The sequence below is a fragment of the Allobosea sp. GW822-FHT05A11 genome, assembly GCF_058800455.1.
On sequence record NZ_JBXAMI010000004.1, the window covers coordinates 210039 to 235185 of the forward strand.

Annotated in this window: 22 protein-coding genes and 1 tRNA gene; 20 read left to right on the forward strand and 3 right to left on the reverse strand. The window is 66.1% G+C overall.

The annotated features are described in order from the left end of the window. Window positions 1-15 precede the first annotated feature (15 nt). The 9 genes from AC1RLU_RS14860 (at window position 16) to tssH (ending at window position 11376) form a co-directional block, all read left to right on the forward strand. Entirely contained in the window at window positions 16-573 is a 558-nt protein-coding gene (locus AC1RLU_RS14860; RefSeq protein ID WP_091861329.1) for an OmpA family protein, read from the forward strand. Between the two features lie 70 nt (window positions 574-643). Beyond that, window positions 644-2065 (forward strand): type VI secretion system protein TssA, encoded by a 1422-nt coding sequence (locus tag AC1RLU_RS14865; RefSeq protein WP_492796463.1) that lies wholly within the window; start codon window positions 644-646, stop codon window positions 2063-2065. A 122-nt stretch (window positions 2066-2187) separates the two neighbouring features. Next, window positions 2188-2718 (forward strand): type VI secretion system contractile sheath small subunit, encoded by a 531-nt coding sequence (gene tssB / locus AC1RLU_RS14870; protein ID WP_082617389.1) that lies wholly within the window; start codon window positions 2188-2190, stop codon window positions 2716-2718. Window positions 2719-2867: 149 nt separating this feature from the next. Next, a complete protein-coding gene (tssC, locus tag AC1RLU_RS14875; protein ID WP_492796465.1) occupies window positions 2868-4373 on the forward strand; it encodes a type VI secretion system contractile sheath large subunit in 1506 nt (501 codons plus the stop codon). A 138-nt stretch (window positions 4374-4511) separates the two neighbouring features. Beyond that, a complete protein-coding gene (locus AC1RLU_RS14880) occupies window positions 4512-4994 on the forward strand; it encodes an Hcp family type VI secretion system effector (protein ID WP_492796467.1) in 483 nt (160 codons plus the stop codon). A gap of 109 nt (window positions 4995-5103) precedes the next feature. Next, entirely contained in the window at window positions 5104-5610 is a 507-nt protein-coding gene (locus AC1RLU_RS14885; protein ID WP_492796469.1) for a type VI secretion system baseplate subunit TssE, read from the forward strand. Window positions 5611-5612: 2 nt separating this feature from the next. Beyond that, window positions 5613-7574 carry a type VI secretion system baseplate subunit TssF gene (gene tssF, locus AC1RLU_RS14890; protein WP_492796471.1) on the forward strand — a complete coding sequence of 654 codons (1962 nt, stop codon included), beginning with the start codon at window positions 5613-5615 and terminating at the stop codon, window positions 7572-7574. 89 nt (window positions 7575-7663) lie between these two features. Further along, window positions 7664-8635 (forward strand): type VI secretion system baseplate subunit TssG, encoded by a 972-nt coding sequence (gene tssG / locus AC1RLU_RS14895; RefSeq protein WP_492796949.1) that lies wholly within the window; start codon window positions 7664-7666, stop codon window positions 8633-8635. Between the two features lie 11 nt (window positions 8636-8646). Further along, the gene (gene tssH, locus AC1RLU_RS14900; protein ID WP_492796473.1) at window positions 8647-11376 is read left to right on the forward strand and encodes a type VI secretion system ATPase TssH; all 2730 of its coding nucleotides are present in this window, start codon (window positions 8647-8649) and stop codon (window positions 11374-11376) included. Window positions 11377-11483: 107 nt separating this feature from the next. Here the strand turns inward: tssH and glpD are convergent, their stop codons facing one another. Beyond that, on the reverse strand, window positions 11484-13022 hold the full coding sequence (gene glpD / locus AC1RLU_RS14905; RefSeq protein WP_492796474.1) for a glycerol-3-phosphate dehydrogenase: 1539 nt from the start codon (window positions 13020-13022) through the stop codon (window positions 11484-11486). 172 nt (window positions 13023-13194) lie between these two features. On the opposite strand from glpD, the gene AC1RLU_RS14910 reads away from it, so the two are divergent. Together AC1RLU_RS14910 and pncB are read left to right on the forward strand one after the other, a co-directional pair. Continuing rightward, window positions 13195-15045 carry a TRAP transporter large permease subunit gene (locus tag AC1RLU_RS14910; protein ID WP_492796476.1) on the forward strand — a complete coding sequence of 617 codons (1851 nt, stop codon included), beginning with the start codon at window positions 13195-13197 and terminating at the stop codon, window positions 15043-15045. 68 nt (window positions 15046-15113) lie between these two features. Beyond that, complete coding sequence (pncB, locus tag AC1RLU_RS14915) at window positions 15114-16388, forward strand: nicotinate phosphoribosyltransferase (RefSeq protein WP_492796478.1); 1275 nt, start codon at window positions 15114-15116, stop codon at window positions 16386-16388. Window positions 16389-16424: 36 nt separating this feature from the next. Here the strand turns inward: pncB and AC1RLU_RS14920 are convergent, their stop codons facing one another. Then, complete coding sequence (locus AC1RLU_RS14920; protein ID WP_492796480.1) at window positions 16425-17498, reverse strand: linear amide C-N hydrolase; 1074 nt, start codon at window positions 17496-17498, stop codon at window positions 16425-16427. Between the two features lie 22 nt (window positions 17499-17520). Further along, window positions 17521-18333 carry a porin family protein gene (locus tag AC1RLU_RS14925; RefSeq protein ID WP_492796481.1) on the reverse strand — a complete coding sequence of 271 codons (813 nt, stop codon included), beginning with the start codon at window positions 18331-18333 and terminating at the stop codon, window positions 17521-17523. Between the two features lie 214 nt (window positions 18334-18547). Between AC1RLU_RS14925 and tuf the strand changes: the two genes are divergently transcribed. The 9 genes from tuf (at window position 18548) to rplJ (ending at window position 25097) form a co-directional block, all read left to right on the forward strand. Further along, window positions 18548-19738, forward strand: a complete 1191-nt coding sequence (gene tuf / locus AC1RLU_RS14930; RefSeq protein ID WP_061967316.1) for an elongation factor Tu — start codon at window positions 18548-18550, stop codon at window positions 19736-19738. 193 nt (window positions 19739-19931) lie between these two features. Continuing rightward, entirely contained in the window at window positions 19932-20831 is a 900-nt protein-coding gene (locus AC1RLU_RS14935; protein ID WP_492796483.1) for a dihydrodipicolinate synthase family protein, read from the forward strand. Window positions 20832-20892: 61 nt separating this feature from the next. Then, window positions 20893-20968 (forward strand) — tRNA-Trp (locus tag AC1RLU_RS14940). A gap of 55 nt (window positions 20969-21023) precedes the next feature. After that, window positions 21024-21755 carry a class I SAM-dependent methyltransferase gene (locus tag AC1RLU_RS14945; protein ID WP_492796485.1) on the forward strand — a complete coding sequence of 244 codons (732 nt, stop codon included), beginning with the start codon at window positions 21024-21026 and terminating at the stop codon, window positions 21753-21755. A 161-nt stretch (window positions 21756-21916) separates the two neighbouring features. After that, window positions 21917-22111, forward strand: coding sequence for a preprotein translocase subunit SecE (gene secE, locus AC1RLU_RS14950; RefSeq protein WP_061966725.1), 195 nt, complete (start codon window positions 21917-21919; stop codon window positions 22109-22111). A gap of 14 nt (window positions 22112-22125) precedes the next feature. Further along, entirely contained in the window at window positions 22126-22659 is a 534-nt protein-coding gene (nusG, locus tag AC1RLU_RS14955; protein WP_061966724.1) for a transcription termination/antitermination protein NusG, read from the forward strand. Between the two features lie 210 nt (window positions 22660-22869). Continuing rightward, window positions 22870-23301, forward strand: a complete 432-nt coding sequence (gene rplK, locus AC1RLU_RS14960) for a 50S ribosomal protein L11 (RefSeq protein ID WP_061966723.1) — start codon at window positions 22870-22872, stop codon at window positions 23299-23301. Window positions 23302-23311: 10 nt separating this feature from the next. After that, complete coding sequence (rplA, locus tag AC1RLU_RS14965) at window positions 23312-24010, forward strand: 50S ribosomal protein L1 (protein WP_061966722.1); 699 nt, start codon at window positions 23312-23314, stop codon at window positions 24008-24010. A gap of 571 nt (window positions 24011-24581) precedes the next feature. Further along, the gene (gene rplJ / locus AC1RLU_RS14970) at window positions 24582-25097 is read left to right on the forward strand and encodes a 50S ribosomal protein L10 (protein ID WP_113586819.1); all 516 of its coding nucleotides are present in this window, start codon (window positions 24582-24584) and stop codon (window positions 25095-25097) included. Window positions 25098-25147 lie beyond the last annotated feature (50 nt).

The following is a 25147-nucleotide window of genomic DNA, read 5'->3' on the forward strand; positions in this document are numbered from 1 at the left end:
AGCGGGAGTGTTCCCATGCGCAAGCAGCCCGGCTTCACTGCCTTTGTCGCTCTGACCGGCGCTATGGTTCTGTCCATGGCGAACGGGGCCGGGGCGCAGACCTACAAGGCCGATGACATCGTCAAGCATTTCGGGCCGGGCATCGCGCCCAAGCCCGGCATCTCGCGGGGGCTGTGCGTCGGCACGGAAGCCGAATGCGCCAGGGCCGGGCAGGTGGTCGAGCCGGCCAAGCCGGTCAGCGCCTTCGATCTCGTCGTGAAGTTCAAATACAATTCCGACGAGCTGGAGCCCGAGGCCAAGCTCAATCTCGACGAGTTCGCCAAGGCGCTGAAGACGCCGCAGCTCTCGCAGCGGACCTTCATGGTCGAGGGCCATACCGACGCCGCCGGCAGTGCCTCCTACAATCTCAACCTGTCGCAGCGCCGGGCGCAGGCCGTCGTCCGTTATCTCGGCGGGCACGGGGTGAATGCCGCCAAGCTGGTGGCCAAGGGTTACGGGCAGAGCAAGCCGATCGCGGCCGATCCCCTGTCCGGCGACAACCGCCGGGTCGAGACCCGCCTGCGCGGCGAATAAAACACGATACGGAACGGCCGCGGCGATCCCGGCCGTGACGGGGCCGCCGCTCCTGTGAGCGGGGAAAGCGATGGCGGGCCTGAATTTCGCCGACCTGACGAAACCGGTTTCGGCCGACGAGCCCTGCGGGCCGGATCTCGAGGACGATCCCGATTTCATGAACGCCATGGCGCGGCTCGAGGTCGCGCTGCCGGTCTCGTATTTCCGCCGTGACGACGACGGGCGGCAGGTCGCCTTCGATCGGACGAACATCGAGTTTCCGCCGGCCTTTGCCGAGCTCGGCAAGCTGCTGGAGCGTTCGCGCGACCTCAGGATCCTCGTGCTCGCGGCCAAGCTCACGATCCTCAACCGCGACGTGCCGGGGTTTACCGCCAGCCTGTCAGCCATGGCCGATCTCCTCGGCAGCTACTGGGAAGAGGTGCATCCCAGGGCGATGGACGGCGATTTCGTGATGCGCGAGGTCGCCCTGCAGGGGCTCGACGAGCTGGCGACGGTGGTCCTGCCGCTGCAGCACGCGCCGCTCTTCGTCAGCCGGCGGATCGGACCGTTCATGTTCCGCAGCCAGCTCGTTGCGAGCGGCGAGACGAAGCTCGTCGACGGCGAGCAGCATCCCGATGCCGGAACGATCCAGGCGGTGCTGGGCGAGGTCGAAGCGGACGAACTCGTCGCGATTCTCGGCCAGGTGAATGCCGGGCGCGACGCGCTCACGCGCCTGCGGACGATCTGGCTGGAGAAGGTCGGTGTCGATCATCCCCTCGGCTTTCCGCGCCTGGCGACGCTGCTGGACCAGATCGCCGCCTTTCTCGACGCCGCGGTCGTACGGCGTGTCCCGGGCCATCAGGCGTCGGGGCCGGAGCCCGTGGCGGCCGGCCCGCAAGGGTCGGCAGCAAACACCGCAACCTTCGGTCCTGGCAGCGTTTCGAGCATCCTTCATGTGGAGGATACGCTGGGAGCCTGCCTCGGCTACTTTCGCAGAACCGAGCCTTCGAGCCCGGCCGTCCTGCTGATCGGGCAGGCGCAGCAGCTGATCGGAAAGTCGTTGATCGAGGTCATCCAGATCATGTTCCCCGACCAGGTCGACAAGGCGGTCTTCGAGATCGGCGACCAGCGCCGGTTCCGGTTGCCGCTGGAGCGCCTGCCGGTGCCGGACGGCACCGAAACGGAGAGCGAATACGAAGCGGGGGACGGCTACGACAGCGATGCCGAAGCCGGTGAGGATGTTTCCGAGGCAGGTGGCGACGGGGAGAGCGTGACGGAGGCGGCCGAGGCCGTTGCCGCGCCGAACCCGGTGCCATCCGCGATCGTGATCGGCAGCCGCGCGGACGCGGTCGGCGCGATGAAGGCGGTCGCCGCCTTCTACCGCCAGGTCGAGCCCTCGCACCCGACGCCGCTCCTGATGGACAAGGCCTGTGCTCTGGCGCAGCATGATTTCATGTCGCTTCTCGGTAGCATCCTGCCAGATGTCGTGCCGGTTCCGGAGGCTGACAGCTAGGGAAGTTTTTCGTCATTGCCTTGAACCTCCCGTCACAGTCGCGAGACTATATCGATGACGGGCGAAAACGGATAGGATGTCACGTTACGTCGGCGTGGCACGAATGCAGAGGGGCACGTCACATGGCCGGAGATTCTGGACAGAAGTTCATCCGCCGCAACAGGCCGCCTCGGGTGCATATCACCTACGAGGACCCCTACAATGCGGAGCAGAAGGTCGAGCTGCCCTTCGTCATGGGCGTGATGGCCGATCTGTCGGGCAACGCCTCGGCGATCGAGAAGCCGGAGATCTCGCAGCGCAAGTTCCTCGACTTCGACATGGATAATTTCGATCAGCGCATGGCCGCGATCGAGCCGGCCGTGTCCTTCAACGTGTCCAACAAGCTCGGGGAGGACAGCAGCGAGAAGCTTTCGGTGGCGTTGAAGTTCTCGAAGTTCGAGGATTTCAGCCCGGCCGCCATCGCCCGGCAGATCCCGGCGACGGCGAAGCTCCTGGAGGCGCGCGAGCAGCTCGCCAACCTGCTGCGCTACATGGACGGCAAGATGGCCGCCAGCGACCAGATCAAGGCGCTGCTGGCCGATCCCCAGCTGATGGCGGCGCTGAAGGACCAGCTCGGCAAGGGCGAACCTTCGGAAGACAAGACGGCGAACTGAGGGCAGGGCGCGGGCTCAGCCCCCGGAGAGCTGCGCGAAGGAGCGGGAGCCGCTCTTTCACAGGAGCGATGCTCCGGATGGTGTGAAGCGATCCCGTCCGCATCAGGTGGGATCGGGGGCCTGCAGGCGGTTAAGCGAGCGAGGCGGCAATGGCAGCGGAAGCACAAACCCAACAGCCCGGCGGGGCAGCAGTCGAAACGCGCGAGATCGACGATTTCTCGGTGATCCTGAAACAGAGTTTCAAGCCCAAGACCGAGCGTGCGGCGACCGAAGTCGAGAATGCGGTCGCGACCCTGGTCAACCAGGCGCTGGCGGACCAGACCCTGATCAAGGGCGACGTCATCGACACGATCGAGGAGATGATCGCCCGGCTCGACGCCAAGCTGACCGAGCAGATGAACGCGGTGCTGCACGCACCGGAGTTCCAGAAGATCGAAAGCGCCTGGCGCGGCCTCAACTACCTCGTCTTCAACTCCGAGACGGACGCGCAGTTGAAGATCAAGGTGATGAACGTCTCGAAGGGCGAGCTCTACCGCAATCTCAAGACCTATCCCGGCGCGCGCTGGGACCAGAGCCCGCTGTTCAAGCAGGTCTACGAGCAGGAATTCGGCCAGCTCGGCGGCCAACCCTTCGGGTGCCTCGTCGGCGACTATCATTTCAGCCATGTCCCGACCGACGTCCAGCTCCTGCGCGATCTGTCGAAAGTGGCGGCGGCGGCGCATGCGCCCTTCTTCGCAGGGGCCGAGCCGACCCTGATGGGCATGGATGCCTGGACCGAGCTGTCCAATCCGCGTGATCTCAGCAAGGTCTTCGACACGCCGGACTACGCGGCCTGGAAGGGCCTGCGCGACGCGGCCGATTCCCGTTATGTGGGCCTGTGCCTGCCGCGGGTGCTGTCCCGGGTGCCGTATGGCGCCAAGTCCGAGCCGGTCGAAGAGTTCGCCTTCGAGGAGGATACCGACGGGCACAAGGGCGAGAACTACGCCTGGATGAACGCGGCCTATGCGATGGCGGTCAACGTCAACCGCGCGTTCAAGGAATATGGCTGGTGCACGCGCATCCGCGGCGTTCAGTCGGGCGGCGAGGTCCTGAACCTGCCGACCCATACCTTCCCGACGGATGACGGCGGCATCGACCTGAAATGCCCGACCGAGATCGCGATCAGCGACCGGCGCGAAGCGGAGCTGGCGAAATCCGGCCTGATCCCGCTGATCCATCGCAAGAACACCGACAAGGCCGCCTTCATCGGCGCCCAGTCGCTCTACAAGCCGAAGGCCTATTCGGGGCCGGACGGCGTCGCGGCCACCGCGTCGGACAACCTGTCGTCGCGGCTGCCCTACATGTTCGCAGTCTCGCGCTTCGCGCACTACCTGAAGTGCATGGTTCGCGACAAGATCGGCTCCTACAAGGAAAAGGAGCCGCTGCGCCGCTGGCTGCAGGAGTGGATCACCGACTATGTCGATGGCGATCCGGTCAATTCCAGCGAAGAAACGAAGGCGCGGCGCCCGCTCTCCGATGCGCGCATCGACGTTTTCGAGGACGAGGAGAACCCCGGCTACTACTCGGCCAAGTTCTATCTGCGGCCGCACTTCCAGCTCGAAGGCATGGATATCGGTCTGAGCCTGGTCTCGCGACTGCCAGCTCCCAAGCAGTGACCGTCACCTGAATACCAGGTGACGGCGACAACGAGAATCTTCGACGCGCCGGCCGCTTGAGGGCGGCGCGACAGGAGAAGTGCGTCCACAGCGGGCCCGCATCCGCGAGCCCACAGCAATCCTACTCTGGAGGTAAAAATGGCTAGCGACTTCCTGCTCGAGATCGACGGCATCAAGGGCGAAAGCAAGGACAACAAGCACAAGGATACGATCGAGGTCGATTCCTTCTCCTGGGGCGTCAGCAATGCGGGCTCGCATGCGTCCAACGCCGGCGGCGGCGCCGGCAAGGCGAGCTTCCAGGACATCCACTTCACCTGCTCGGTCGGCAAGGCCTCGACGAACCTGGCTCTGTCCTGCGCCAGCGGCAAGCACATCAAGAAGGCGGTGCTCTTCGTCCGCAAGCAGGGCGAGACGCAGCAGGATTACTATGTGCTGACGCTGGAGGATCTGATCGTATCGAGCTACCAGTCCGGCGATGCCGCCGGCGGGTCGAGCATCCCGACCGACCAGTTCTCGCTGAACTACGCCAAGATCAAATACGAGTACAAGGCGCAGAAGGCCGATGGTTCGCTCGAGGCGCCGAGCACCATGACCTGGGACATCAAGACCCACTCCAAGTGAGCCGAAGGGCACCGGCTTCGGTCGATGCCGGAGCCGGTGCCCGGCCGAGCCCACGGTGCGATAGGCCATGGTAGATCCGATCTCGAAGAAGCGGCTGCGGCCGCCTTTGATGTTCGCATTCCGGGAGGCGCATCTTGAAAAGGATGCAAGGACCGCGCTCGACCTTCGGGACGAGGGCGGCGAACGCGTGATCGCCCCGCGCCGCGCCGCGTCGCGAGCCGCGATCACCGAACAGAAGCTGCGTCGCGAGATCGCGCTGGATCTCGACGCGCTGGTCAACACCATCAATCTGGGCTCGTCCCTCGATCTCTCCGAGCTGGATCATGTGCGCCGCTCGGTGCTCAACCACGGCTTCCCGGACATGACGCGGCTGTCGATCGACGAGCATCGCGTCGATGCCATCCGGGAAGATCTGGCCAATGTGCTGGTCAGTTACGAGCCGCGCCTGATCCGCAAGTCGGTCGCCGTCGAGCGCGACGAAAGCCTCGACCCGGCCGAGCTCAAGATCCGCTTCCTCGTGCGCGCCGACCTGAATTGCGAACCGCTCAATATTCCGGTCCAGTTCGTCGCCGATCTCGAGCTCGACACCGGCAAGATCGCCATCAAGGGCCGATGACGATGAACCAGGAGTTTCTCGACCTCTACAACCAGGAACTCCGGCTCTTCATGGAGCACAGCAAGGAGTTCGCGGAGGAGTATCCGGGCATCGCCGAGCGACTTGGCGGGCTCGCCGGCGAGCGCATGGACCCGATGGTCGGCGGCCTGCTGGAGGGCGCGGCCTTTCTCGCCGCCCGCGTCCAGCTCAAGCTCCGGCACGAGTTTCCCGAGTTCACCAACAACCTGATCGAGCAGCTTCTGCCGAACTATCTCGCGCCGACGCCCTCGGCGCTGCTGGCCGGCGTGGTGCCGACCTATTCCGATCCGGCCCTGCGCGAGGGCGTGCGGATCGCGCGCGGCTCCTATATCGACGCAACCTATCTGGAGCGCGAGCGCAGGGTCGCCTGCCGCTACCGGCTGGGTGGTGACGTCACGCTCTGGCCTTTCGAGATCACGGGGGCCGAATACATTCCGGCGCCGGGGCCGCTGCAGGCGCTGGGCCTGCGCACCGGGCCGCGGGCGCTATCGGGCCTGCGCATCTCCCTGAACCATCGGGTCATGGCTGACCCCGAGCAGGAGCCTTCTGCGGCGCAGGCGCTGAAGAATCCGGCGAGCTGGTTCGCCGGTTGCCGCACCCGCGATCTGCCGTTCCATCTGCTCGGGGCCGAGGGTGACGCCGTCGCGCTTTACGAGCAGTTGTTCTCGAACTGCATCGGCATCCATTTCCGCCATCTCGACGCGTTCGGTGATCCGGTGGTGACGCCGGGCGACGGCTGCCCGCTCGAACAGATCGGTTTCGACGAGGACGAGGCGCTGCTGCCGCCCGATACCCGGATTTTCCGCGGCTTCGACCTGCTGCGCGAATTGTTCTGGTTCCCGCGCAAGTTCCTCGGCTTCCGGCTGGAGGGGCTCAGCCGCATCATGCCGAAGCTCCAGGCCAAGGCGGTCGACGTGATCTTCGTCTTCGACGAGGTCAATACGCGGCTGCCGGGTGCCGTCCGCAAGGAGATGTTCGCGCTCTATGCGGCACCGGCGATCAACCTGTTCGAGAAGACCACGGATCGCATCCCGGTCAGGACGAACCAGCACGAGTTCCATGTCGTGCCGGACCGCAGTCGCGCGCTCGACTACGAGCCGCACAGCATCCTCTCTGTCCACGCCCATTATGTCGGCGGGCGCGAGAAGCAGCCGGTCCACCCGCTCTATTCCTCGCCGGAGGGCGTCTCGCCGACGCAGGGGCTGCATTATACGCAGCGCCGCCTGCCGCGGCGCCGTTCCTCGGCCGAGCGTCGGCAGGGCAAGGCCTCCGACTATACGGGCACGGAGATGTTCATCTCGCTGGTCGAGCCGGCGGGCATGTCCGACACGGCGTCGGTCGCCGAGCTCAGCGTGCGGGCCCTCTGCTCCAACCGGCACCTGACCGAGCATTTGCCGACCGGTCAGGGTGGCGCCGATTTCCGCCTGATCGACAATGTCTCACTCGACATCGCCTGCCTCGCCGGGCCGACGCCGCCGCGCGAACCGGTTGTCTCCCAGCTCAAGCTGCGCTCGGAGACCGCGAGCACCGGGGTCGTGACCTGGCGGCTGGTCAACCTGATCAGCCTGAACCATCTCGGCCTCGTCCAGCGCGGAGCCGGGGAGAACGGCGAGGCGCTGCGCGAACTGCTCTCGCTCTTCGCGGATCTCGCCGACAGCGCCACCGAGCGGCGCATCCGGGGCATCAAGAGCGTCGACAGCCGCGCCGTCGTGCGCCGTTTCCCGCAGCGGGCGGGGACCGGTGCGGCACGCGGGCTCGAGATCACGGTGCTGCTCGACGAGAAGGCGTTCGAGGGCTCCGGCGTCTTCCTGCTCGGGGCGGTGCTCGACCGCTTCTTCGCGGAATACGCGGCGATGAACCATTTCACCCAGACGGTGATCCGCACCGTCGAGCGTGGCGAGGTGATGCGCTTTCCGCCGCGTGCCGGTGCGAGGCGCATCCTGTGAGCAAGGACGCCGCCACGCCGCTGGAAAAGGCGCCGAACTACCAGGCGCAGCTCGAGGCCGAACCCTGGCGCTTCGATTTCTACGCGGTGATGCGCCGGCTGGAGCGCAGCTTTCCCGACCGGCCGCGCGTGGGCGACGTCGCCTCGCGGCGCGACGAATATGTCGCGCTGGGCGAGCAGCCCTATCTCGATTTCCCGGCATCGAGCCTGGCCGAGGCCGGTCGCGACGGGCAGGGGCGGCTGCGGCTCTTCGTCAAGTTCCTCGGCCTGCTCGGACCGCAAGGGCCGTTGCCGCTGGCGACGACCGAGGAAAGCTATCACTGGACGCTGGTGCGCGACGATGCCTTCCCGCGCTTCCTCGACATCTTCAACCACCGCTTCCTGCAGCTCTTCTACCGCGCCTGGGCCGATTCACGCCCGATAGCCCAGCATGACCGGCCCGATCTCGATCGCTTCGCCGCCTATATCGGCAGTATGATCGGGATGGGCTCGAAGCCCTATCTCAAGCGCGACAGCGTGCCCGATGCCGAAAAGCTCGCCCATGCCGGGCTGATCGGCGCGCAGGCGAAATCAGCCTCGCGGCTGCGGCGCTTTCTGGCCGGCTTGTTCAAGACGCAAGTCGAGATAGAGCAGTTTACGGGCATGTGGCTGGTCTTCGACCCGGCCGACCGGACGCGGCTCGGCGGCTCGCATTGCTCACTCGGCAGCGACGCGCTGCTGGGCGGCAGTGTCTACAGCGTTGAGGACAAGTTCCGGGTCAAGATCATCGCGCGCGATCTCCAACAGTTCGAGCGCTTCCTGCCGAACGGCGACCGCTGCGAGCCCCTGGCGGATGCGGTGTTCTTCCATCTTGGCGAGCAGTTCGAATGGGATGTCGAGCTCGCCTTGCCGGTCGGCGAGGTCAAGCCGGTCCGGCTCGGTCAGTCCGGCCATCTCGGCTGGACGAGCTGGATGGCACCGAACTGGGATGTCGAGGAGGGCGCCTTGCGCCGCGACGCCCGCTTCCATCCCGCCGAAAGCCTGCGCCTGAAACGAAGCCGCACTGCCGCCACCGGACATTGAAGGGGACGATCATGGCCGATATCAGCCTCGAAGCCGTCACAGGCAAGCTCAACCGGGTCGGCTACGATACCTTCCTGCAGGCGCTCCGGCAGGCGAAGGGGGCGGGCAACCGCAATGTCGAACTGGCGCATTGGCTGCTGCAGATCTTGCAGGGCACGTCGAACGACCTGACGCTGACCGCCGACCATTACAAGCTCGACCGTGCCAAGATTCTGATGGAGCTTGGCGGTGTGGTCGAGGACTTCCGCCGCAACGAGACGGAGATGCCGGGCATCGCCAACCACATCGTCGATATCCTCGACCGTGGCTGGCATTACGCCACCCTGTTCTTCGGGGAGACGCAGATCAGGACCGGCCATCTCTTGGTCGCGGCGCTGAAATCGACTGAGCTGCGCCGCGTGCTGACGGGGCTCTCCAAGGAATTCTCCAAGATTCCAGTCGAGGAACTGGCCGCAGGCTACGGCAAGATCTGGGAAAGCTCCGAAGAAGAAAATCTCCGCCCGATGGACGGCTCGGGTCTGCGCGCGGCGGGAACGCCTGGCGCCGAACAGGCCGAGGGCGCGAAGGGCACGACCGCGCTCGACCGCTTCTCGCAGGATCTCACCGTCAAGGCCCGCTCCGGCACGATGGACCCGATCCTCGGCCGCGACGACGAGATCCGGCAGGTCATCGACGTGCTGATGCGCCGGCGCCAGAACAACCCGATCCTCACCGGGGAGGCCGGTGTCGGCAAGACCGCCATCGCCGAGGGTTTCGCCCAGCGCGTCGCGGCTGGCGACGTGCCGCCGCCGCTCAAGGGCGTGCGCGTCTGCGCGCTCGATATTGGCCTGATGCAGGCCGGCGCCTCGATGAAGGGCGAGTTCGAGCAACGCCTGCGCTCGGTGATCGACGAGGTGCAGTCCTCGCCGACGCCGGTGATCCTGTTCATCGACGAGGCGCATACGCTGATCGGCGCCGGTGGGCAGGCCGGCACGGGCGATGCTGCGAACCTGCTGAAGCCGGCGCTGGCGCGCGGCACGCTGCGCACGATCGCCGCGACGACATGGTCGGAATATCGCCAGTATTTCGAGAAGGATCCGGCGCTGACCCGGCGTTTCCAGCCGGTGCAGGTCGACGAGCCCGATGTGGCGCGCTGCTGCACCATGCTGCGCGGGCTGATCGGCCCGATGGAAAAGCACCACAAGGTCCGCATCTCGGACGCGGCCATCGTTGCGGCGGTCTCGCTCTCCTCGCGCTACATCCCGGCCCGTCAGCTCCCCGACAAGGCGGTGAGCCTGCTCGATACCGCCTGCGCCCGCGTCGCCATCAGCCAGAACGCAACGCCGGCCGCGATCGAGGATGCGCGCGTCGCGATCTCCTCGCTGGAGCAGGAGAAGGCGGCGCTGACGGCAGACGCCGATCTCGGCACCGATGCCACCAAGCGGCTCAGTGAGATCGAGGCCGAGATGGCGGAGAAGGGGGAGAAGCTGACGGGGCTGGAAGGGGCCTGGACGGGCGAACTCGCCATCGTCAAGGAGATCAAGGCGCTATGGACCAAGCTCCGCGAGAAGGCGGCGCCGCAGACGACCGATGCCGCCCAGCCGGAGGCGAACGAGAATGTCGCGCCTGCGCCGGCCGAAGCCGAAGCTCCCGCACCCGAGCCAGCCGTCGATCCGGCGGAATCGCGCGCCGCGCTCAATGCCAAATTCTCGGCGTTGAGCGAGGTCGATCCGGCCAACCGGATGATCTATGCCCATGTCGACGAGCAGTCGGTGGCCTCGGTCGTCTCGGACTGGACCGGCATCCCGGTCGGCCGGATGGTCAAGGACGAGATCGAGACCGTGCTCAACCTCGCGGAGACGCTGAACAAGCGCGTCGTCGGGCAGGGCCACGGCATCGGCATGATCGCCAAGCGCATCGAGACCAACCGCGCCAGGCTCGACAATCCCAACAAGCCGATCGGCGTGTTCATGCTCTGTGGCCCCTCCGGCGTCGGCAAGACCGAGACGGCGCTGGCTCTGGCGGAATCGCTCTATGGCGGCGAACAGAACGTCATCACCATCAACATGAGCGAGTTCCAGGAGGCGCATACCGTCTCGACGCTCAAGGGGGCGCCTCCCGGCTATGTCGGCTATGGCGAGGGCGGGCGCCTCACGGAAGCCGTGCGGCGCAAGCCCTATTCGGTGGTGCTGCTCGACGAGGTCGAGAAGGCGCATCCCGATGTGCACGAGCTGTTCTTCCAGGTCTTCGACAAGGGCCAGATGGAGGACGGCACCGGCCGGCGCATCGACTTCAAGAACACGCTGATCATCCTGACCTCGAATGTCGGCACCGACGAGATCATGAGCATGTCGGCGAACGGCGCGGCCAAGCCCGATCCGGAGGCGATGGCGGTGAGCCTGCGTCCGGCGCTGCTCAAGGTCTTTCCACCGGCACTGATCGGGCGGCTCGTCACCATCCCCTATTATCCGCTGTCCTCGGATATGCTGGCCGGGATCGTGCGGCTCCAGCTCGGGCGCATCGGCAAGCGGCTCAGCGAGAACCACAAGGCGGCCTTCGTCTATGACGATGCGGTGGTCGAGCACATCGTCGGGCAGTGCAACGATCCGGATTCGGGCGGGCGCATGATCGACAACATCATCACCAACTCGATGCTGCCGGCGCTCTCGCGCGCGATCCTCAACCTGCAACTGGAGAAGAAGCCGCTGACCGAGGCGAAGGTCTCGGTCGAGGAGGGCCAGTTCGCCTATGCGGTGGCCTGAGCGCCGACACTCGCGTCATTCTCGGGCTTGACCCGAGAAGCTCCGGACGAGAAGGCACCGGAGCCTCCTTCGGCAGGAGATGCTCGGGGCAAGCCCGAGCATGACGCTCAGGCTGCCTGCTGCATGAAGTCGTCGAGCGCCTCGCTCTCGGCTTTCGACAGTCGCAGGCCGAGCTTGCCGCGGCGCCAGAGCACGTCCTGCGCCCGGCGCGCCCATTCCGCCTTCATCAGATAGCGAACCTCGCGTTCGTAGAGATCGGCACCGAAATGCCGGCCGAGATCGGCGAGGCTCTTTGCGTCGCCGAGGATGTCGCGGGCGCGGGTGCCGTAGGCACGGGCGAGCCGCGTCGCGCTGCGGCGTTCCAGCCAGGGATAGGTGGCTGCGATCTCACCGACCAGCTTGTCGAAACCGCCGACCGGGAAATCGCCGCCGGGCAGGGCGCCCGTCACCGTCCATTCGGCGCGGGCGGCCCAGGGCGCGAGCGGCGCGAGCTTGGCGATCGCGGCCTCGGCGAGGCGACGATAGGTGGTGATCTTGCCGCCGAAGACGGAGAGCAGCGGTGCTTCGCCTTCAGGAACATCGAGGGTCAGCACATAGTCGCGCGTTGCCTCCTGCGCCTTCGAGGCGCCGTCGTCATAGAGCGGGCGCACGCCCGAATAGGTCCAGACCACCGATTCCGGCGTGACGGGCTGGCGGAAATACTCGCTCGCCGCGGCGCAGAGATAGGCGATCTCGTCCGGCGTCGCGACGACTTCGGCGGGGTCGCCGTGATAGTCGCGGTCGGTCGTGCCGATCAGCGTGAAATCCTGCTCGTAGGGGATGGCGAAGATGATGCGCCCGTCGGCGTTCTGGAAGATGTAGCAGCGGTCGTGCTCGTACAGCCTGGGCACGACGATATGGCTGCCCTGCACCATGCGAACGCCCGCCTTGGCGTTGGTATGGATCACGCCGTTCAGGACATCGCCGACCCAGGGGCCCGCGGCATTGACGAGCGTGCGCGCCCAGATCGTCTGGCGGCCTTCGGGGCCGTCCGTCTCGAGCTGCCAGAGGCCATTCTCGCGCCGCGCCGCGGTGACGCGGGTGCGGGTGTGGATCGCGGCGCCGCGCACGGCGGCATCCATCGCGTTCAGCACGACGAGGCGGGCGTCCTCGACCCAGCAATCGGAATATTCGAAGGCCTTGGCCTGGTCGTCCTTCAGCGGCTGGCCGACCGCGTCATGAGCGAGGTCGAGCGTGCGCGTCGCGGGCAGGAGCTTGCGGCCGCCGATATGGTCGTAGAGGAACAGGCCGAGCCGCAGCAGCCAGGCCGGGCGCAGGCCCTTGTGATGCGGCAGCACGAAGCGCAGCGGGCGGATGATATGCGGCGCGATGGCCCAGAGGCGCTCGCGCTCCATCAGGGCCTCGCGCACCAGCCGGAACTTGTAATGCTCAAGATAGCGCAGCCCGCCATGGATCAGCTTGGTCGAGCGCGAGGAGGTGGCGCTGGCGAGATCGTCCTTCTCGAACAGCACGACGGAGGCACCGCGCCCGGCCGCATCGCGGGCGATGCCGCAGCCATTGATGCCGCCACCGATCACGGCGAGATCGTAGGGCGTGGCGGGGGCGGTGCCGAAGCCGGCTAAGGGCGAGGTCGTTTCGGAAGCCATGCGCATCTTCTGGAAGGCTGGAAAAGGCTGATCAGTGACGCCATCCAATCCCGGCTGGGGCGGCGCCACAAGCCCGCTCCTGCGGTCAATTCAGGGATGATGTCAATTCGAGTGTCTTGACGCGACGGGCGCGAGGCCGGAACAGGGCATCCGGACAGGGCATGGCGGCAGGATGAGCCAGTCGGACGATCAAGCGCGCGGGAAGCCGCTCCCGGAACGGGTCGAGGCGACCTTCCGCACGGCACTGGAACTCGCCGGCGCCGCGATCCTGGCGGCGCTGTTCCTCGTGGTCATGGCGGCCGTCCTGCAGCGCTATCTCTTCGGTGGCGGCTTCGTCTGGTCGGACGAGCTCGCGATCTGGCTGCATCTGGCGCTGATCGCGGTCGGCGCGCCGCTTGCGGTCACTGGAACGCTGGCGATGCGGCTCGATGTGCTCGTGCGGCTGTTGCCGGCGCTGCTGCGCAGGCTCGCCGCCGTGCTCGCGGATGCGATCGCCTTTCATGGTGCGTTGGTGCTGGCGGCCGGCGGGGCGAATGTCGCCGCGCTCATCGGCGGGCATTCCACCGTGCTCGGCCTGCCGGAATCCCTGCGCTTCGCCGTCTTCGCCTGCGGCGGCGGGCTGACGATGCTGGCGTTGGTCCTGCGTGCCAGGATCGAGAGAGGCTGGGCCGGCGCGTTCGCGGCGCTCGCGCTTGGCGGCTGCTTCTACGGGCTGGCGCAGCTCTCCTTCGATCTCTTTCCGACGCCGAGCCTCGTCGCTGCGCTGGTCGCGGGGGCGGGGCTCCTTCTCGGTGCGCCCTTGCCTTTCGCGCTGCTGGCCGGCGTCTCGCTGACCGGGCCGTTCGGCGGGCTGATGCCGGAGCCGGCGATCGTGCAGACGATGGTCGGCGGCGTCGGCAAGTTCCTGCTGCTGGCGATCCCGTTCTTCCTGCTGGCCGGTGAACTCCTGACCGCGGGCGGGCTGGCCGAGCGACTGATCCGCTTCGCCGCGACGCTGGTCGGGCATTGGCGGGCGGGGCTGGCGCAGACGGCGCTGGTCGCGAGCGTGCTGTTTTCGGGCGCTTCCGGCTCCTCGGTGGCGAATGCCGCCTTCGGCGCGAAGGTGATGGCGCCGACGCTGGTGGCGCGCGGCTACCCGCCAGCCAATGCGGCGGCGATCGTCGCGGGCGTCTCGATGCTCGACAACATCATCCCGCCCTCGATCGCCTTCCTGATCCTGGCGAGCGCGACCAATCTCTCCGTCGGATCGCTGTTGGTGGGCGGCTTCGTCGCCGGCGGCGTGCTGGCCTTGGCGCTGGCGATCGGCATCCATCTCAGCGTTCGCGGCGTGGTCGATGCGGCGCCGAAGGCGAGTGCGAACGAGCGGGGCAGGGCGCTGATCGGTGCCATTCCGGCGATCGGGCTCGGCATCGTCGTGGTCGTCGGCATCCGCTTCGGCGTGGTGACGGTGACGGAGGCCTCGGCGCTCGCTGTTGCCTATGCCGGGATAGCCTGCCTCGCGCTGCGCAGCCTGAACGCGCATGGCGTGCTGGCGGCCCTACGGAAATCGGCGGCGGAGGCCGCGGCGATCGGCCTCCTGATCGGCGCCTCCGCTCCCTTCGCCTTCCTGCTCGCGGTCGACCGGGTCTCCGAGCAGATGGCCGGGCTCGTGACTGCGTTCGGCGCCGGTCCCTATGCGGTGATGCTGCTCGCCAATCTCGTGCTGCTGGTAGCCGGGCTCTTCCTCGACATCGGCGCGGCGATCCTGCTGCTGGCGCCGCTGCTCCTGCCGGTCGCGGTGGCGGCGGGGCTCGATCCGATCCAGTTCGGCGTGGTGCTCGTCGTCAACCTGATGATCCATGGGTTGACGCCGCCGCTGGGCATTCTCGTCTATGTCGTCAGTGGCATCATGCGGGTGCCGGCCGGGGCAGTTTTCCGGGCGGTGCTGCCGCTGCTCGGTGTGCTGCTGGCCGCCCTCATGGTGCTGTCGCTGGGCATGGCTGCGTGGCCTGCGCTTGCGCCGGGGCTCAAGGCGCTGTTCTGATGCGCCTTCCTTCGCCCGGCGCCCGCGCCGTTCCACCGCCTATGCCGTGAGCCGGCCCGGACTTCGATATGATCTTCACCGACATCGCGACGCGGACCTACAATCACGGTTGGCGGCTCGACCCGATCATCCGCAGCCTGCTCGATACCGATTTCTACAAGCTCCTGATGCTGCAGATGATCCGGGCTTTCCACCCGGAGGTGCAGGTCACCTTCTCGCTGATCAACCGCTCCAAGCATATCCGCCTCGGCGATATCGTCGACGAGGGCGAGCTCAGGGCGCAGCTCGACCATGCCCGCTCGCTGCGCTTCACCAAGAACGAGCTGATCTGGCTGTCCGGCAACAGCTTCTACGGCAAGACTCAGATGTTCTCGCCGGAGTTCATGGGCTGGCTCGCCGAGTTCCAGTTGCCTGAATACGATCTGCGCAAGGTCGACGGTCAGTACGAACTGCATTTCGAGGGGCCCTGGACCCACACGACGATGTGGGAGGTGCCGGCGCTGGCGATCATCAACGAGCTCAGGGCGCGGCGGGTGATGGTCGGCCAGAAGCGTTTCTCGCTGGACGTGCTCTATGCCCGCGCCAAGGCCAAGATGTGGGACAAGGTCGAGCGGCTGCAGAAGCTGCCGAATCTCAAGCTCTCCGATTTCGGCACGCGCCGGCGCCATGGCCATCTCTGGCAGCGCTGGTGCGTCGAGGCCTTGAAGGAAGGCTTGGGCTCGGCCTTCACCGGCACCTCGAACGTGCTGCTGGCGATGGATGCCGATCTCGAGGCGATCGGCACCAACGCCCATGAATTGCCGATGGTGCTGGCGGCGCTGGCCGAAACGGATGAGGAATTGCTGGGCGCGCCCTATCGCGTGCTCGACGAGTGGCGCCAGGTCTATGGCGGCAACCTCCTGATCGCGCTGCCGGACGCCTTCGGCTCGCAGAGCTTCCTGCGGCATGCGCCGGACTGGGTCGCCGACTGGACCGGCTTCCGCCCCGACAGCGCGCCGCCGATCCCGGCCGGCGAGACGATCATGGCCTGGTGGCGTGAGCGCGGGCGCGACCCGCGCGACAAGATGCTGGTCTTCTCCGACGGGCTCGATGTCGAGGCGATTGAGCGCGTCTACCATCATTTCGACGGCAAGGTCCGGATGGCCTTCGGCTGGGGCACGGACCTGACCAACGATCTCGTCGGCTGCTCGCCGGATGGCTCGCGCGCGCTCGACCCGATCTCGCTGGTCTGCAAGGTCACCAAGGCCAACGGGCGCCCGGCGGTGAAGCTCTCGGACAATCCCGAGAAGGTCTCGGGCGATCCGGAAGCGGTGAAGCGCTACCGGCGGGTGTTCGGGACCTGATCGATACCCGATCGGACGGGCCGGCCCTCCAGCCTGTCAGCGTTGTAGGCCGAGGAACGGAAACGGCTTCGCCGCCACGAATTTGTCCGTGGCATCGCCGGCATGGAGATGGTCCTGGTCGGGACCGAGGTCGAGCTTCCGCGTCCCGGCCGCCTTCGCGAAATCGATTTTCTTCAGATCGACCCAGAAGGTGTTCGGCGTCAGCGCCGATTCGAAGAAATACAGCTTGCGGGCGTGGTCGACGACGGTGCGCCAGCGTGTCGAGGAGATGTTCGGCTCCCCCGGCGTAGTCAGGCCGAAGGGGACCGACACGTTGCGGATCACGCTGAAGACGCTGGCGACGGCGCGGTTCGGATCCTCGAATTTCGGGATCGCGTTCGCGTAGAAGGAAGCGCGAGCGAAGCGGTCCGCGGCCCGATTGGTGCCGGGCAGCATCACCGTGCCGCCGATCTGCTCCCAATACGAGGCGAGCGCGAGCTGCTTGTCGAAAGTCGGCGAGTTGGTCATCACCTGATAGCGGCGGTCGTGGTGGATGACCTGCTTGCCGCCGATATATTCGACGATGGCGCTGTCGCCCGTCGCGTCGGACATCGACAGATGCAGCGTCGCCAAGCGCGCCTCGCCGGGCACGGCGTCGGTGACGATCGTGAACGGCTCCTGGCGCAGCACTTCGACGGCTTCGGCGACCGTGCCGAAATTGTCGAGCACATATTGCGCCCAAGCGGCGATCGTCAGACCGGGCTTCGAGCCGGCGTCGAATTTCGGATACTCCGATTCGACCAGCCAGAGCAGGTTGGCGGAAAGCCCGGCCTCGTTGACCCCGTCCGTCGTCGAGATGTCGTAGCCCGAGGCGATGACGCTGCCGTATTTCGCGGTCCAGCGGGCCGAGTTCGGTCCGGCTTCGCCGGTGCGCTCGATGCCGCGCGGCATGATCCAGAGATTGGTCGCGATATCGCTCTTCCAATCCATCGAGCGCGCCGTCACGACCTGCCCGTTCGCGCCGAAATAGACCAGCCGCGTACACGCCTCGGCGGCCGTCTGTGCGGCCAGGGCAGCAGCGAGGGCGAAAGTCGCCAGGTGGCTACCGAGACGGCGATGTCCTCGAGTCATCTGCTTTTCCTGAGGTCGGCGCTTAAAAGCGCATGGTCAGGCCGACGGCCGGCCCGTGCTGGGTCACATCCCAGCGGAAGCGGTTTCGTCCGGTAAAGTCGTCCGCCTCATAGTTCTGGTAGATCGCGCGATAGCCTGCCCGCAACGTCGTCTCACGGCCGAACAGCAGTGTCCGGTAGCCGAGATAGGCCTGTGCGTGGAAGCTGTACTGGGATGCGCCGGTGCCGCCTGCGTCGGCCTCGGCGAACAGGTTCCAGCGATCCGTCAGATCCGCATTGATCCTGAGACCGACGAAAGGGTCGTACCATCCGGAAGCCTTGCCGAAACCGATGCCCGGCACACCGACATGGCCGGAAAGCCTGGTCCAGCGAACGCCGGCGGTCGGCTCGAAAGAGAGGGTCCGCGGGCGGCCGAAGACCGTCGTTCCGCCGAGCTCGGTTTCGTACAGCTTGAAGAAGGCGCCGGCCGCCAGCCGGGTGGTGGCGACGCCAAGCGAGATTCGATGCGCCAGCAGATGTTTGCTCTGGCTGGTCTCGACATATTGCCCGTCGACATAGAAGCCGAAGCGGCCATTCGTGACCTCGGCATTGCCCATCACGGCGAGGTCGAGCTCGTCGAGGACGTCGGAGAAAGGGATGTCGATGCTCGTGCTGATTCCGGCGAGCGAGCCCTTGCCCTTCAGGGAGGCGCCCCAGGCATAGGGGCTGACGAGGAGAGCCCATTCCGGGACAGGGTTCGATGGCTGTGCCTGCTCCAGAGCTGCAGCCGGTCCGCTCCATGCGATGGATAGCAGGGCAAGGCCGCGCCAAAGATCCCTGGCTTTTTGTCGAACCATCCCGCCCCCCTGTACGGTACGGGAACTTACCGATGCGGGCGCTCGGTGCAAGCCGATGAGGGCAGGATAGCCACCCCTGTGGGGCGGGGATATTTAGGTCGCGTCGCCCGCGCGTGCGGCGGGAAGCGCGAGCATCCTTGCATCCCTGCCCAAAAACCCCTAATGCGACCCCCGTTTCTGGGCCCGAAGGGCCGCCTTCGAGGACAAGGGTGTCATGGCCAAAGAGAAATTTGCGCGCAACAAGCCGCACTGCAACATTGGAACGATTGGTCACGTTGACCATGGCAAGACGTCTTTGACGGCTGCGATCACGAAGGTGCTTGCGGAGTCGGGCGGTGCTTCGTTCACGGCGTATGACCAGATCGACAAGGCTCCGGAAGAGAAGGCCCGCGGCATCACGATCTCGACGGCCCATGTCGAGTACGAGACCCCGGCCCGTCACTACGCGCATGTCGACTGCCCCGGCCACGCCGACTACGTGAAGAACATGATCACGGGCGCGGCGCAGATGGACGGCGCGATCCTGGTTGTGTCGGCTGCCGACGGCCCGATGCCGCAGACCCGCGAGCACATCCTGCTGGCGCGCCAGGTCGGCGTTCCCGCGCTGGTGGTGTTCATGAACAAGGTCGACCTGGTCGACGACGCCGAGCTGCTCGAGCTGGTCGAGATGGAGATCCGCGAGCTTCTGTCGAAGTACGACTTCCCGGGCGACGACATCCCGATCACCAAGGGCTCGGCGAAGGCCGCGCTGGACAACGTCACGCCGGAGATCGGCCATGACGCGGTGATCGCGCTGATGAAGACGGTCGACGAGTACATCCCGCAGCCGGAGCGTCCGATCGACCAGCCGTTCCTGATGCCGGTCGAGGACGTGTTCTCGATCTCGGGCCGTGGCACGGTGGTGACCGGCCGCGTCGAGCGCGGCATCGTCAAGGTTGGCGAGGAAATCGAGATCGTCGGCCTGAAGGACACCGTGAAGACGACGGTGACGGGCGTCGAGATGTTCCGCAAGCTGCTCGACCAGGGCCAGGCGGGCGACAACATCGGCGCGCTGCTGCGCGGCACGAAGCGTGAGGACGTCGAGCGCGGGCAGATCCTGTGCAAGCCGGGCTCTGTCAAGCCGCACACGAAGTTCAAGGCCGAGGCGTACATCCTGACGAAGGAAGAGGGTGGCCGTCACACGCCGTTCTTCACCAACTACCGCCCGCAGTTCTACTTCCGCACGACGGACGTGACCGGCGTGGTCTCGCTGCCGGAAGGCACGGAGATGGTGATGCCGGGCGACAACATCTCGATGGAGGTGACGCTGATCGCCCCGATCGCGATGGAAGAGAAGCTGCGCTTCGCCATCCGCGAAGGCGGCCGCACCGTCGGCGCCGGCGTCGTCGCATCGATCATCGCCTGATCGATTGCACGCAAAGTGATTTGGGAAAGGGCGGTGGCGACACCGCCCTTTTTCTTTTGCTTGTGTTCGGCCGCACCCATGCCTTGCACGCAAGGGCGGCTCCAGCCGCTTGGGCTGCGCGGGCTTGCCGTTCCGTGCTCTCAATGGCTGTGAGAGAGCGGGCCAGCCGCTCCCGCCGCGGAGGAGCCAGCCCATGCCATTCAAGCCGCCGTTTCCGGGTATCCATTCGATCGTCTTCGCCCTGTTCGACGCGCATGAGCGGCTCGATCGGGCGGCGATGCGCAAGCAGGCCCAGATCAGCCTCGATCTCGACGTGCAGGGCATGGCGGCGCTCGGGCTCGCGACCGAGGTCTCGAAGTTGAGCTTCACCGAGCGCTGCGCTGTGATGGAGTGGATGGCGGAGGATGTGGCGGGCAGGAAGCCGCTCGCCTTCACCATCTTTGGCTCCTCGGTTGCGGAGCAGGTCGCGCTGGTGAAAGTCGCCGAGCAGAACGGCGCTGACTGGGTGATTCTCCAGCCACCGATGGTCGGAAGCTTCGGCGCGGCCGAATATATCAGCTTCTTCGGGCGGATCGCCGAGACCACCACGCTTCCGGTCGCGATCCAGAACGCACCGGCCTATATGGGCCGCGGCCTCTCGGCCGAGGATATCCGTGAGCTGACGCGGCGCTATCCGAATATCAGCCTGATCAAGGGCGAGGGCTCGGTCGTGGAGATCGAGCGCCTGATCGCGGTGACCGAAGGCCACCTGCCGATTCTCAACGGGCGCGGCGGGCTCGAGCTCATCGACAATTTCCGCGCGGGCTGCGCCGGCATGATCCTGGCGCCGGACACGATCGATTACGCTCTGCGCGCCTATAACCGCTACAAAGCCGGCGACGAGGCGGGGGCAGATGCCGCCTATCGCGAGGTCTTGCCGGCGATCACCTTCATCATGCAGTCGATCGAGACGCTGCTCTGCTATGGCAAGCGCATCTTCGGGGCGCGCGCCGACATCCCAATCCATGATCGCGGCCCGGCCCTGCGGCCGACCGAATTCGGGCTGAAGCTGGTCGAGCGCTACGCGCGCGAGCTCGGCCCCTACAGCAAATGAGGATGATCAGCGATTTCGACTTGAAATGCGCCGCGCCTTGGGGCACATGACGGCCACCTGCAGGGGTATAGCTCAGTTGGTAGAGCGGCGGTCTCCAAAACCGCAGGTCGCGGGTTCGAGCCCTGCTGCCCCTGCCAGTCGTCCCGCTGGCGACGTCTAGCCCGGATGCCCAAGCAGGTTGGCGAGGCATCCATGACCCAGAACATCTACGACGACGAGACCTTCTTCGCGGGCTACAGCCAGCTAGCGCGTTCCGTCCATGGATTGGACGGCGCGCCGGAATGGCCGGTGCTCCGCGCGATGCTGCCGGAGTTGGTCGGCAGGAGCGTGCTCGATCTCGGCTGCGGCTTCGGCTGGTTCAGCCGCTTCGCGGCGGGCGAGGGCGCCGCGAGCGTGCTCGGCGTCGACGTCTCCGCGAAGATGCTGGAGCGGGCGCGTCGCGAGACGGATGATTCCCACGTCGCCTACGAGCGCGCCGACCTCGAAGATTACGCGCCGCCGGTCGATGCCTTCGACCTCGCCTATAGCTCGCTCGCCTTCCACTATATCGACGATCTCGCCGGGCTGTTCGGGCGCGTGCATGCGGCACTGGAGCCAGGTGGCGCGCTGGTCTGCTCGGTCGAGCATCCGATCATGACGGCGCCCGTGCGGCAGGAATGGCTGGTCGATGCCGATGGCCGCGCGACCTGGCCGGTCAACGGCTACCATGACGAGGGCAGGCGGGTCAGCAACTGGCTGGCGGAAGGCGTGGTCAAGCGCCATCGCACCATCGCGACCTATCTCGACCTGCTGCTGGGGGCCGGCTTTCGGCTGGACAGGCTGGTCGAATGGGCGCCGAGCCCGGAGCAGATCGCGAGCGAGCCGGGCTGGGTGAAAGAGCGCGAACGGCCCTTCTTCCTCCTCATCGCTGCGAGCCGGGCCTGAGCGGGGCTAGCCGAAAGGGTCTTGGCTAAAGGCCTCAAGCGATGTAAGAGGCTTGCAACGACGGCGCGCGACCCTCCCCGGGTTCCGCGCCGCGAATGTTTCAGGACGGCCGAATCGGCGTCGCGCGGGATCGCGGGCCGGCTCGGAACCCGAGGTGGTTCATGGCGAAATCCAATCCCTTCCAGTTCCTGCAGGACGTGCGCTCGGAGGCGACCAAGGTCACCTGGCCGTCGCGCCGCGAGACGCTGATCACCACGGGCCTCGTGCTCGCCATGGTGGTCCTGTCCAGCCTGTTCTTCCTCTTCACCGACACCGTCATCCGCTGGGTGCTCGGCCTCGTCCTCGGCGCCCGTTGAACGGAATTACGAACGTGAGCACCCGCTGGTATATCGTCCACGCCTATTCGAACTTCGAGAACAAGGTCGCCCAGTCGATCCGCGACCAGGCCGCGCAGCGCAACCTTGCCGACAAGTTCGAAGAGGTTCTGGTTCCGACCGAGAAGGTCGTCGAGGTTCGCCGCGGCCGCAAGGTCGAGGCCGAGCGCAAGTTCTTCCCCGGCTATGTGCTGGTGAAGTGCGAGATGACCGACGAGGTCTACCACCTCATCAAGAACACGCCGAAGGTCACTGGCTTCCTGGGCGCCGACAAGGCCAAGCCCATGCCGATCCCCGAGAGCGAGGCGATGCGGATCAAGGGCCAGGTGGCCGAAGGCGTCGAGCGGCCGAAGCCGACGATCGTTTTCGAGGTCGGCGAGCAGGTCAAGGTCGCGGACGGGCCGTTCGCCTCGTTCAACGGCGTCGTCGAGGATGTCGATCACGCCCGCGCCCGCCTCAAGGTCGCGGTCTCGATCTTCGGTCGCGCGACCCCCGTGGAACTCGAATACGGTCAGGTCGAGAAGCTCTGATCCTGATCGGGAAGCCTTTCGGGGCTTCCCTTCGGTGCCGCCCTGTGTCATAGGGCGCGCCTAAACCGCGTGGGAGGCGTGCCGGTCGCCAGCCGGATCACAGGCGCCGCACCACGCACTGCAACCACCCCGGCCCCGATGAAGAGCATCGGCAGGCGGGGTCGTCGTCGTTCCGGATAGGCATCGGGGCGGACGGCAGGAGCAGCCATCATGGCGAAGAAGATCACGGGTTACGTGAAGCTTCAGGTTCCGGCGGGCGCGGCCAATCCGTCGCCGCCGATCGGTCCGGCGCTGGGTCAGCGCGGCCTCAACATCATGGAATTCTGCAAGGCCTTCAACGCGAAGACCCAGCAGATGGAAAAGGGCATGCCCATCCCGGTGATCATCACCGCGTATGCGGATCGCTCCTTCACCTTCGAGATGAAGCAGCCGCCGGTCTCGTACTGGCTGAAGAAGGCCGCTGGCCTGACCTCCGGCTCGAAGACGCCGGGCCGCGGCGGCAACGTCGGCAAGGTCAGCGCTGCGCAGATCAACGAGATCGCCGAGAAGAAGATGGCCGATCTCAACTGCGACACCGTCGAATCGGCTTCGGCCATGATCCGTGGCTCGGCCCGCTCGATGGGCCTGGAAGTCGTGGGCTGAGGGGGCGATCATGGCACATACCGGAAAGCGCGTCGTCAAGGGCCGTGAAGGCATTGACCGCACCAAGCTGTACTCGCTCGACCAGGCTGTCACGTTCATCAAGGAACGCGCCAACGCCAAGTTCGACGAGACCGTCGAGATCGCGATGAATCTCGGCGTCGATCCGCGCCACGCCGACCAGATGGTCCGCGGCGTCTGCAACCTGCCGAACGGCTCGGGCCGCACGCTGCGCGTCGCCGTCTTCGCTCGCGGCGCCAAGGCCGACGAGGCCAAGGCTGCGGGTGCCGACATCGTCGGCGCCGAGGAGCTGGTCGAGTCCGTTCAGAAGGGCGAGATCAACTTCGATCGCTGCATCGCGACCCCGGACATGATGGGTCTGGTCGGCCGTCTCGGCAAGGTGCTCGGCCCGCGCGGCCTGATGCCGAACCCGCGCGTCGGCACCGTCACCATGGACGTGACCTCCGCCGTCGCCGCCTCGAAGGGCGGTTCGGTCGAGTTCCGCGTCGAGAAGGCCGGTATCGTCCACGCGGCTGTCGGCAAGGCCTCGTTCTCGGCCGAGAAGCTCTCGGAGAATATCAAGGCGTTCGTCGACTCCGTCGCCAAGGCGAAGCCCGCCGGCGCCAAGGGCACCTATATCCAGCGCGTCGCTCTGTCGTCGACCATGGGTCCCGGCGTCAAGATCGAGCCGAACACCGTCACCGGCGCCTGATCGGCTGATCGATCAGGCCATCGGATTTATCCGAAAAGTGGAATCCACTTTTCGGTCCGATGCCAGGGGAGGGCGGCCGGATTGCCGGCCGCTCGCCTGCTCTTGATTTCGTGATGTCAAGAGCCTACTTGGCAGAAGCAGGCGAAGGCGCTATGACGCAGGCCTGTTTCCATGAGTGAAGGGGCTCCGGCGTGCCTGGCACGAAGGGGTCTGTTTCGCGTTTTTCGGCGGTTTTCGCCGAAGAATGGGTGATTTGAGCGGCGGAAAGCGATTTCCAAGGCTTGGAATCATCCAGTCCTGTCTGAGACTGCAGGTGCGCTCCGGATTCGTCCGGGGGCATAATTTCGCCAAGAGGCCTGCATAGACGGTGCAAGAGCTTAGTCCCGGATCGCGAGATCCGGACAAGACGGTTCGAACCATCTCGCCCGATCGTGACCCTCAGGGGTCGGGAGCGGGGACAGGGCACCAAGCGTCGCTTTGCGGGGCGCCGGTGTCAACCGGGGTTCTGAAGAGCGGCATTTGCAACCGGCGGCGAGCCTTCGAAAGCTTGTCGCCTACCGGAGAGAGCCCAGTGGATAAAGCGGCAAAGAAAGATGCCGTCGCGTCGCTGAACGATGTGTTTGCGAACACGTCGGTCGTCGTCGTGGCCCACTATGCGGGTTTGACCGTGGCCCAGTTCCAGAAGCTTCGTCGCGAGATGAAGGCGAATGGCGCCACTGTTAAGGTCGCAAAGAACCGCTTGGCCAAGATCGCTCTTGAAGGCACCGACGTCGCGTCCATCAGCAAGCTGCTGACGGGTCCCACCCTGATCGCTTATTCAAACGATCCGGTCGCGGCGCCGAAGGTCGCCACCGCTTTCGCCAAGGAGAACGACAAGCTCGTCATCCTGGGCGGCGCGATGGGCACGACCGCCCTGAACCCCGATGGTGTCAAGGCCCTGGCCACGATGCCCTCGCTCGACGATATGCGCGCCAAGCTCATCGGCCTTATCCAGGCCCCGGCTACGAAGCTCGCGCAGCTCACGAACGCGCCCGCCGGCAAGCTGGCACGCGTGGTTCAGGCTTATGCCGACAAGAATGCGGCTTGATAGCCAGCAAACCCTTATCGTTCGAACCTCTTAAGACAGGAAGTTAAACC

Bases quoted from the DNA above. Each gene is read 5' to 3' on its own strand.
- AC1RLU_RS14885 (WP_492796469.1), top strand. From the start codon at position 5,104: ATGTTCGCATTCCGGGAGGCGCATCTTGAAAAGGATGCAAGGACCGCG.
- AC1RLU_RS14865 (WP_492796463.1), top strand. From the start codon at position 644: ATGGCGGGCCTGAATTTCGCCGACCTGACGAAACCGGTTTCGGCCGAC.
- tssB (WP_082617389.1), top strand. From the start codon at position 2,188: ATGGCCGGAGATTCTGGACAGAAGTTCATCCGCCGCAACAGGCCGCCT.
- AC1RLU_RS14925 (WP_492796481.1), bottom strand. From the start codon at position 18,333: ATGGTTCGACAAAAAGCCAGGGATCTTTGGCGCGGCCTTGCCCTGCTA.
- tssG (WP_492796949.1), top strand. From the start codon at position 7,664: ATGCGCCGGCTGGAGCGCAGCTTTCCCGACCGGCCGCGCGTGGGCGAC.
- rplA (WP_061966722.1), top strand. From the start codon at position 23,312: ATGGCACATACCGGAAAGCGCGTCGTCAAGGGCCGTGAAGGCATTGAC.
- rplK (WP_061966723.1), top strand. From the start codon at position 22,870: ATGGCGAAGAAGATCACGGGTTACGTGAAGCTTCAGGTTCCGGCGGGC.
- AC1RLU_RS14935 (WP_492796483.1), top strand. From the start codon at position 19,932: ATGCCATTCAAGCCGCCGTTTCCGGGTATCCATTCGATCGTCTTCGCC.
- AC1RLU_RS14920 (WP_492796480.1), bottom strand. From the start codon at position 17,498: ATGACTCGAGGACATCGCCGTCTCGGTAGCCACCTGGCGACTTTCGCC.
- tssF (WP_492796471.1), top strand. From the start codon at position 5,613: ATGAACCAGGAGTTTCTCGACCTCTACAACCAGGAACTCCGGCTCTTC.
- pncB (WP_492796478.1), top strand. From the start codon at position 15,114: ATGATCTTCACCGACATCGCGACGCGGACCTACAATCACGGTTGGCGG.
- tssC (WP_492796465.1), top strand. From the start codon at position 2,868: ATGGCAGCGGAAGCACAAACCCAACAGCCCGGCGGGGCAGCAGTCGAA.
- tssH (WP_492796473.1), top strand. From the start codon at position 8,647: ATGGCCGATATCAGCCTCGAAGCCGTCACAGGCAAGCTCAACCGGGTC.
- AC1RLU_RS14910 (WP_492796476.1), top strand. From the start codon at position 13,195: ATGAGCCAGTCGGACGATCAAGCGCGCGGGAAGCCGCTCCCGGAACGG.
- AC1RLU_RS14945 (WP_492796485.1), top strand. From the start codon at position 21,024: ATGACCCAGAACATCTACGACGACGAGACCTTCTTCGCGGGCTACAGC.
- AC1RLU_RS14880 (WP_492796467.1), top strand. From the start codon at position 4,512: ATGGCTAGCGACTTCCTGCTCGAGATCGACGGCATCAAGGGCGAAAGC.
- glpD (WP_492796474.1), bottom strand. From the start codon at position 13,022: ATGGCTTCCGAAACGACCTCGCCCTTAGCCGGCTTCGGCACCGCCCCC.
- secE (WP_061966725.1), top strand. From the start codon at position 21,917: ATGGCGAAATCCAATCCCTTCCAGTTCCTGCAGGACGTGCGCTCGGAG.
- AC1RLU_RS14860 (WP_091861329.1), top strand. From the start codon at position 16: ATGCGCAAGCAGCCCGGCTTCACTGCCTTTGTCGCTCTGACCGGCGCT.
- tuf (WP_061967316.1), top strand. From the start codon at position 18,548: ATGGCCAAAGAGAAATTTGCGCGCAACAAGCCGCACTGCAACATTGGA.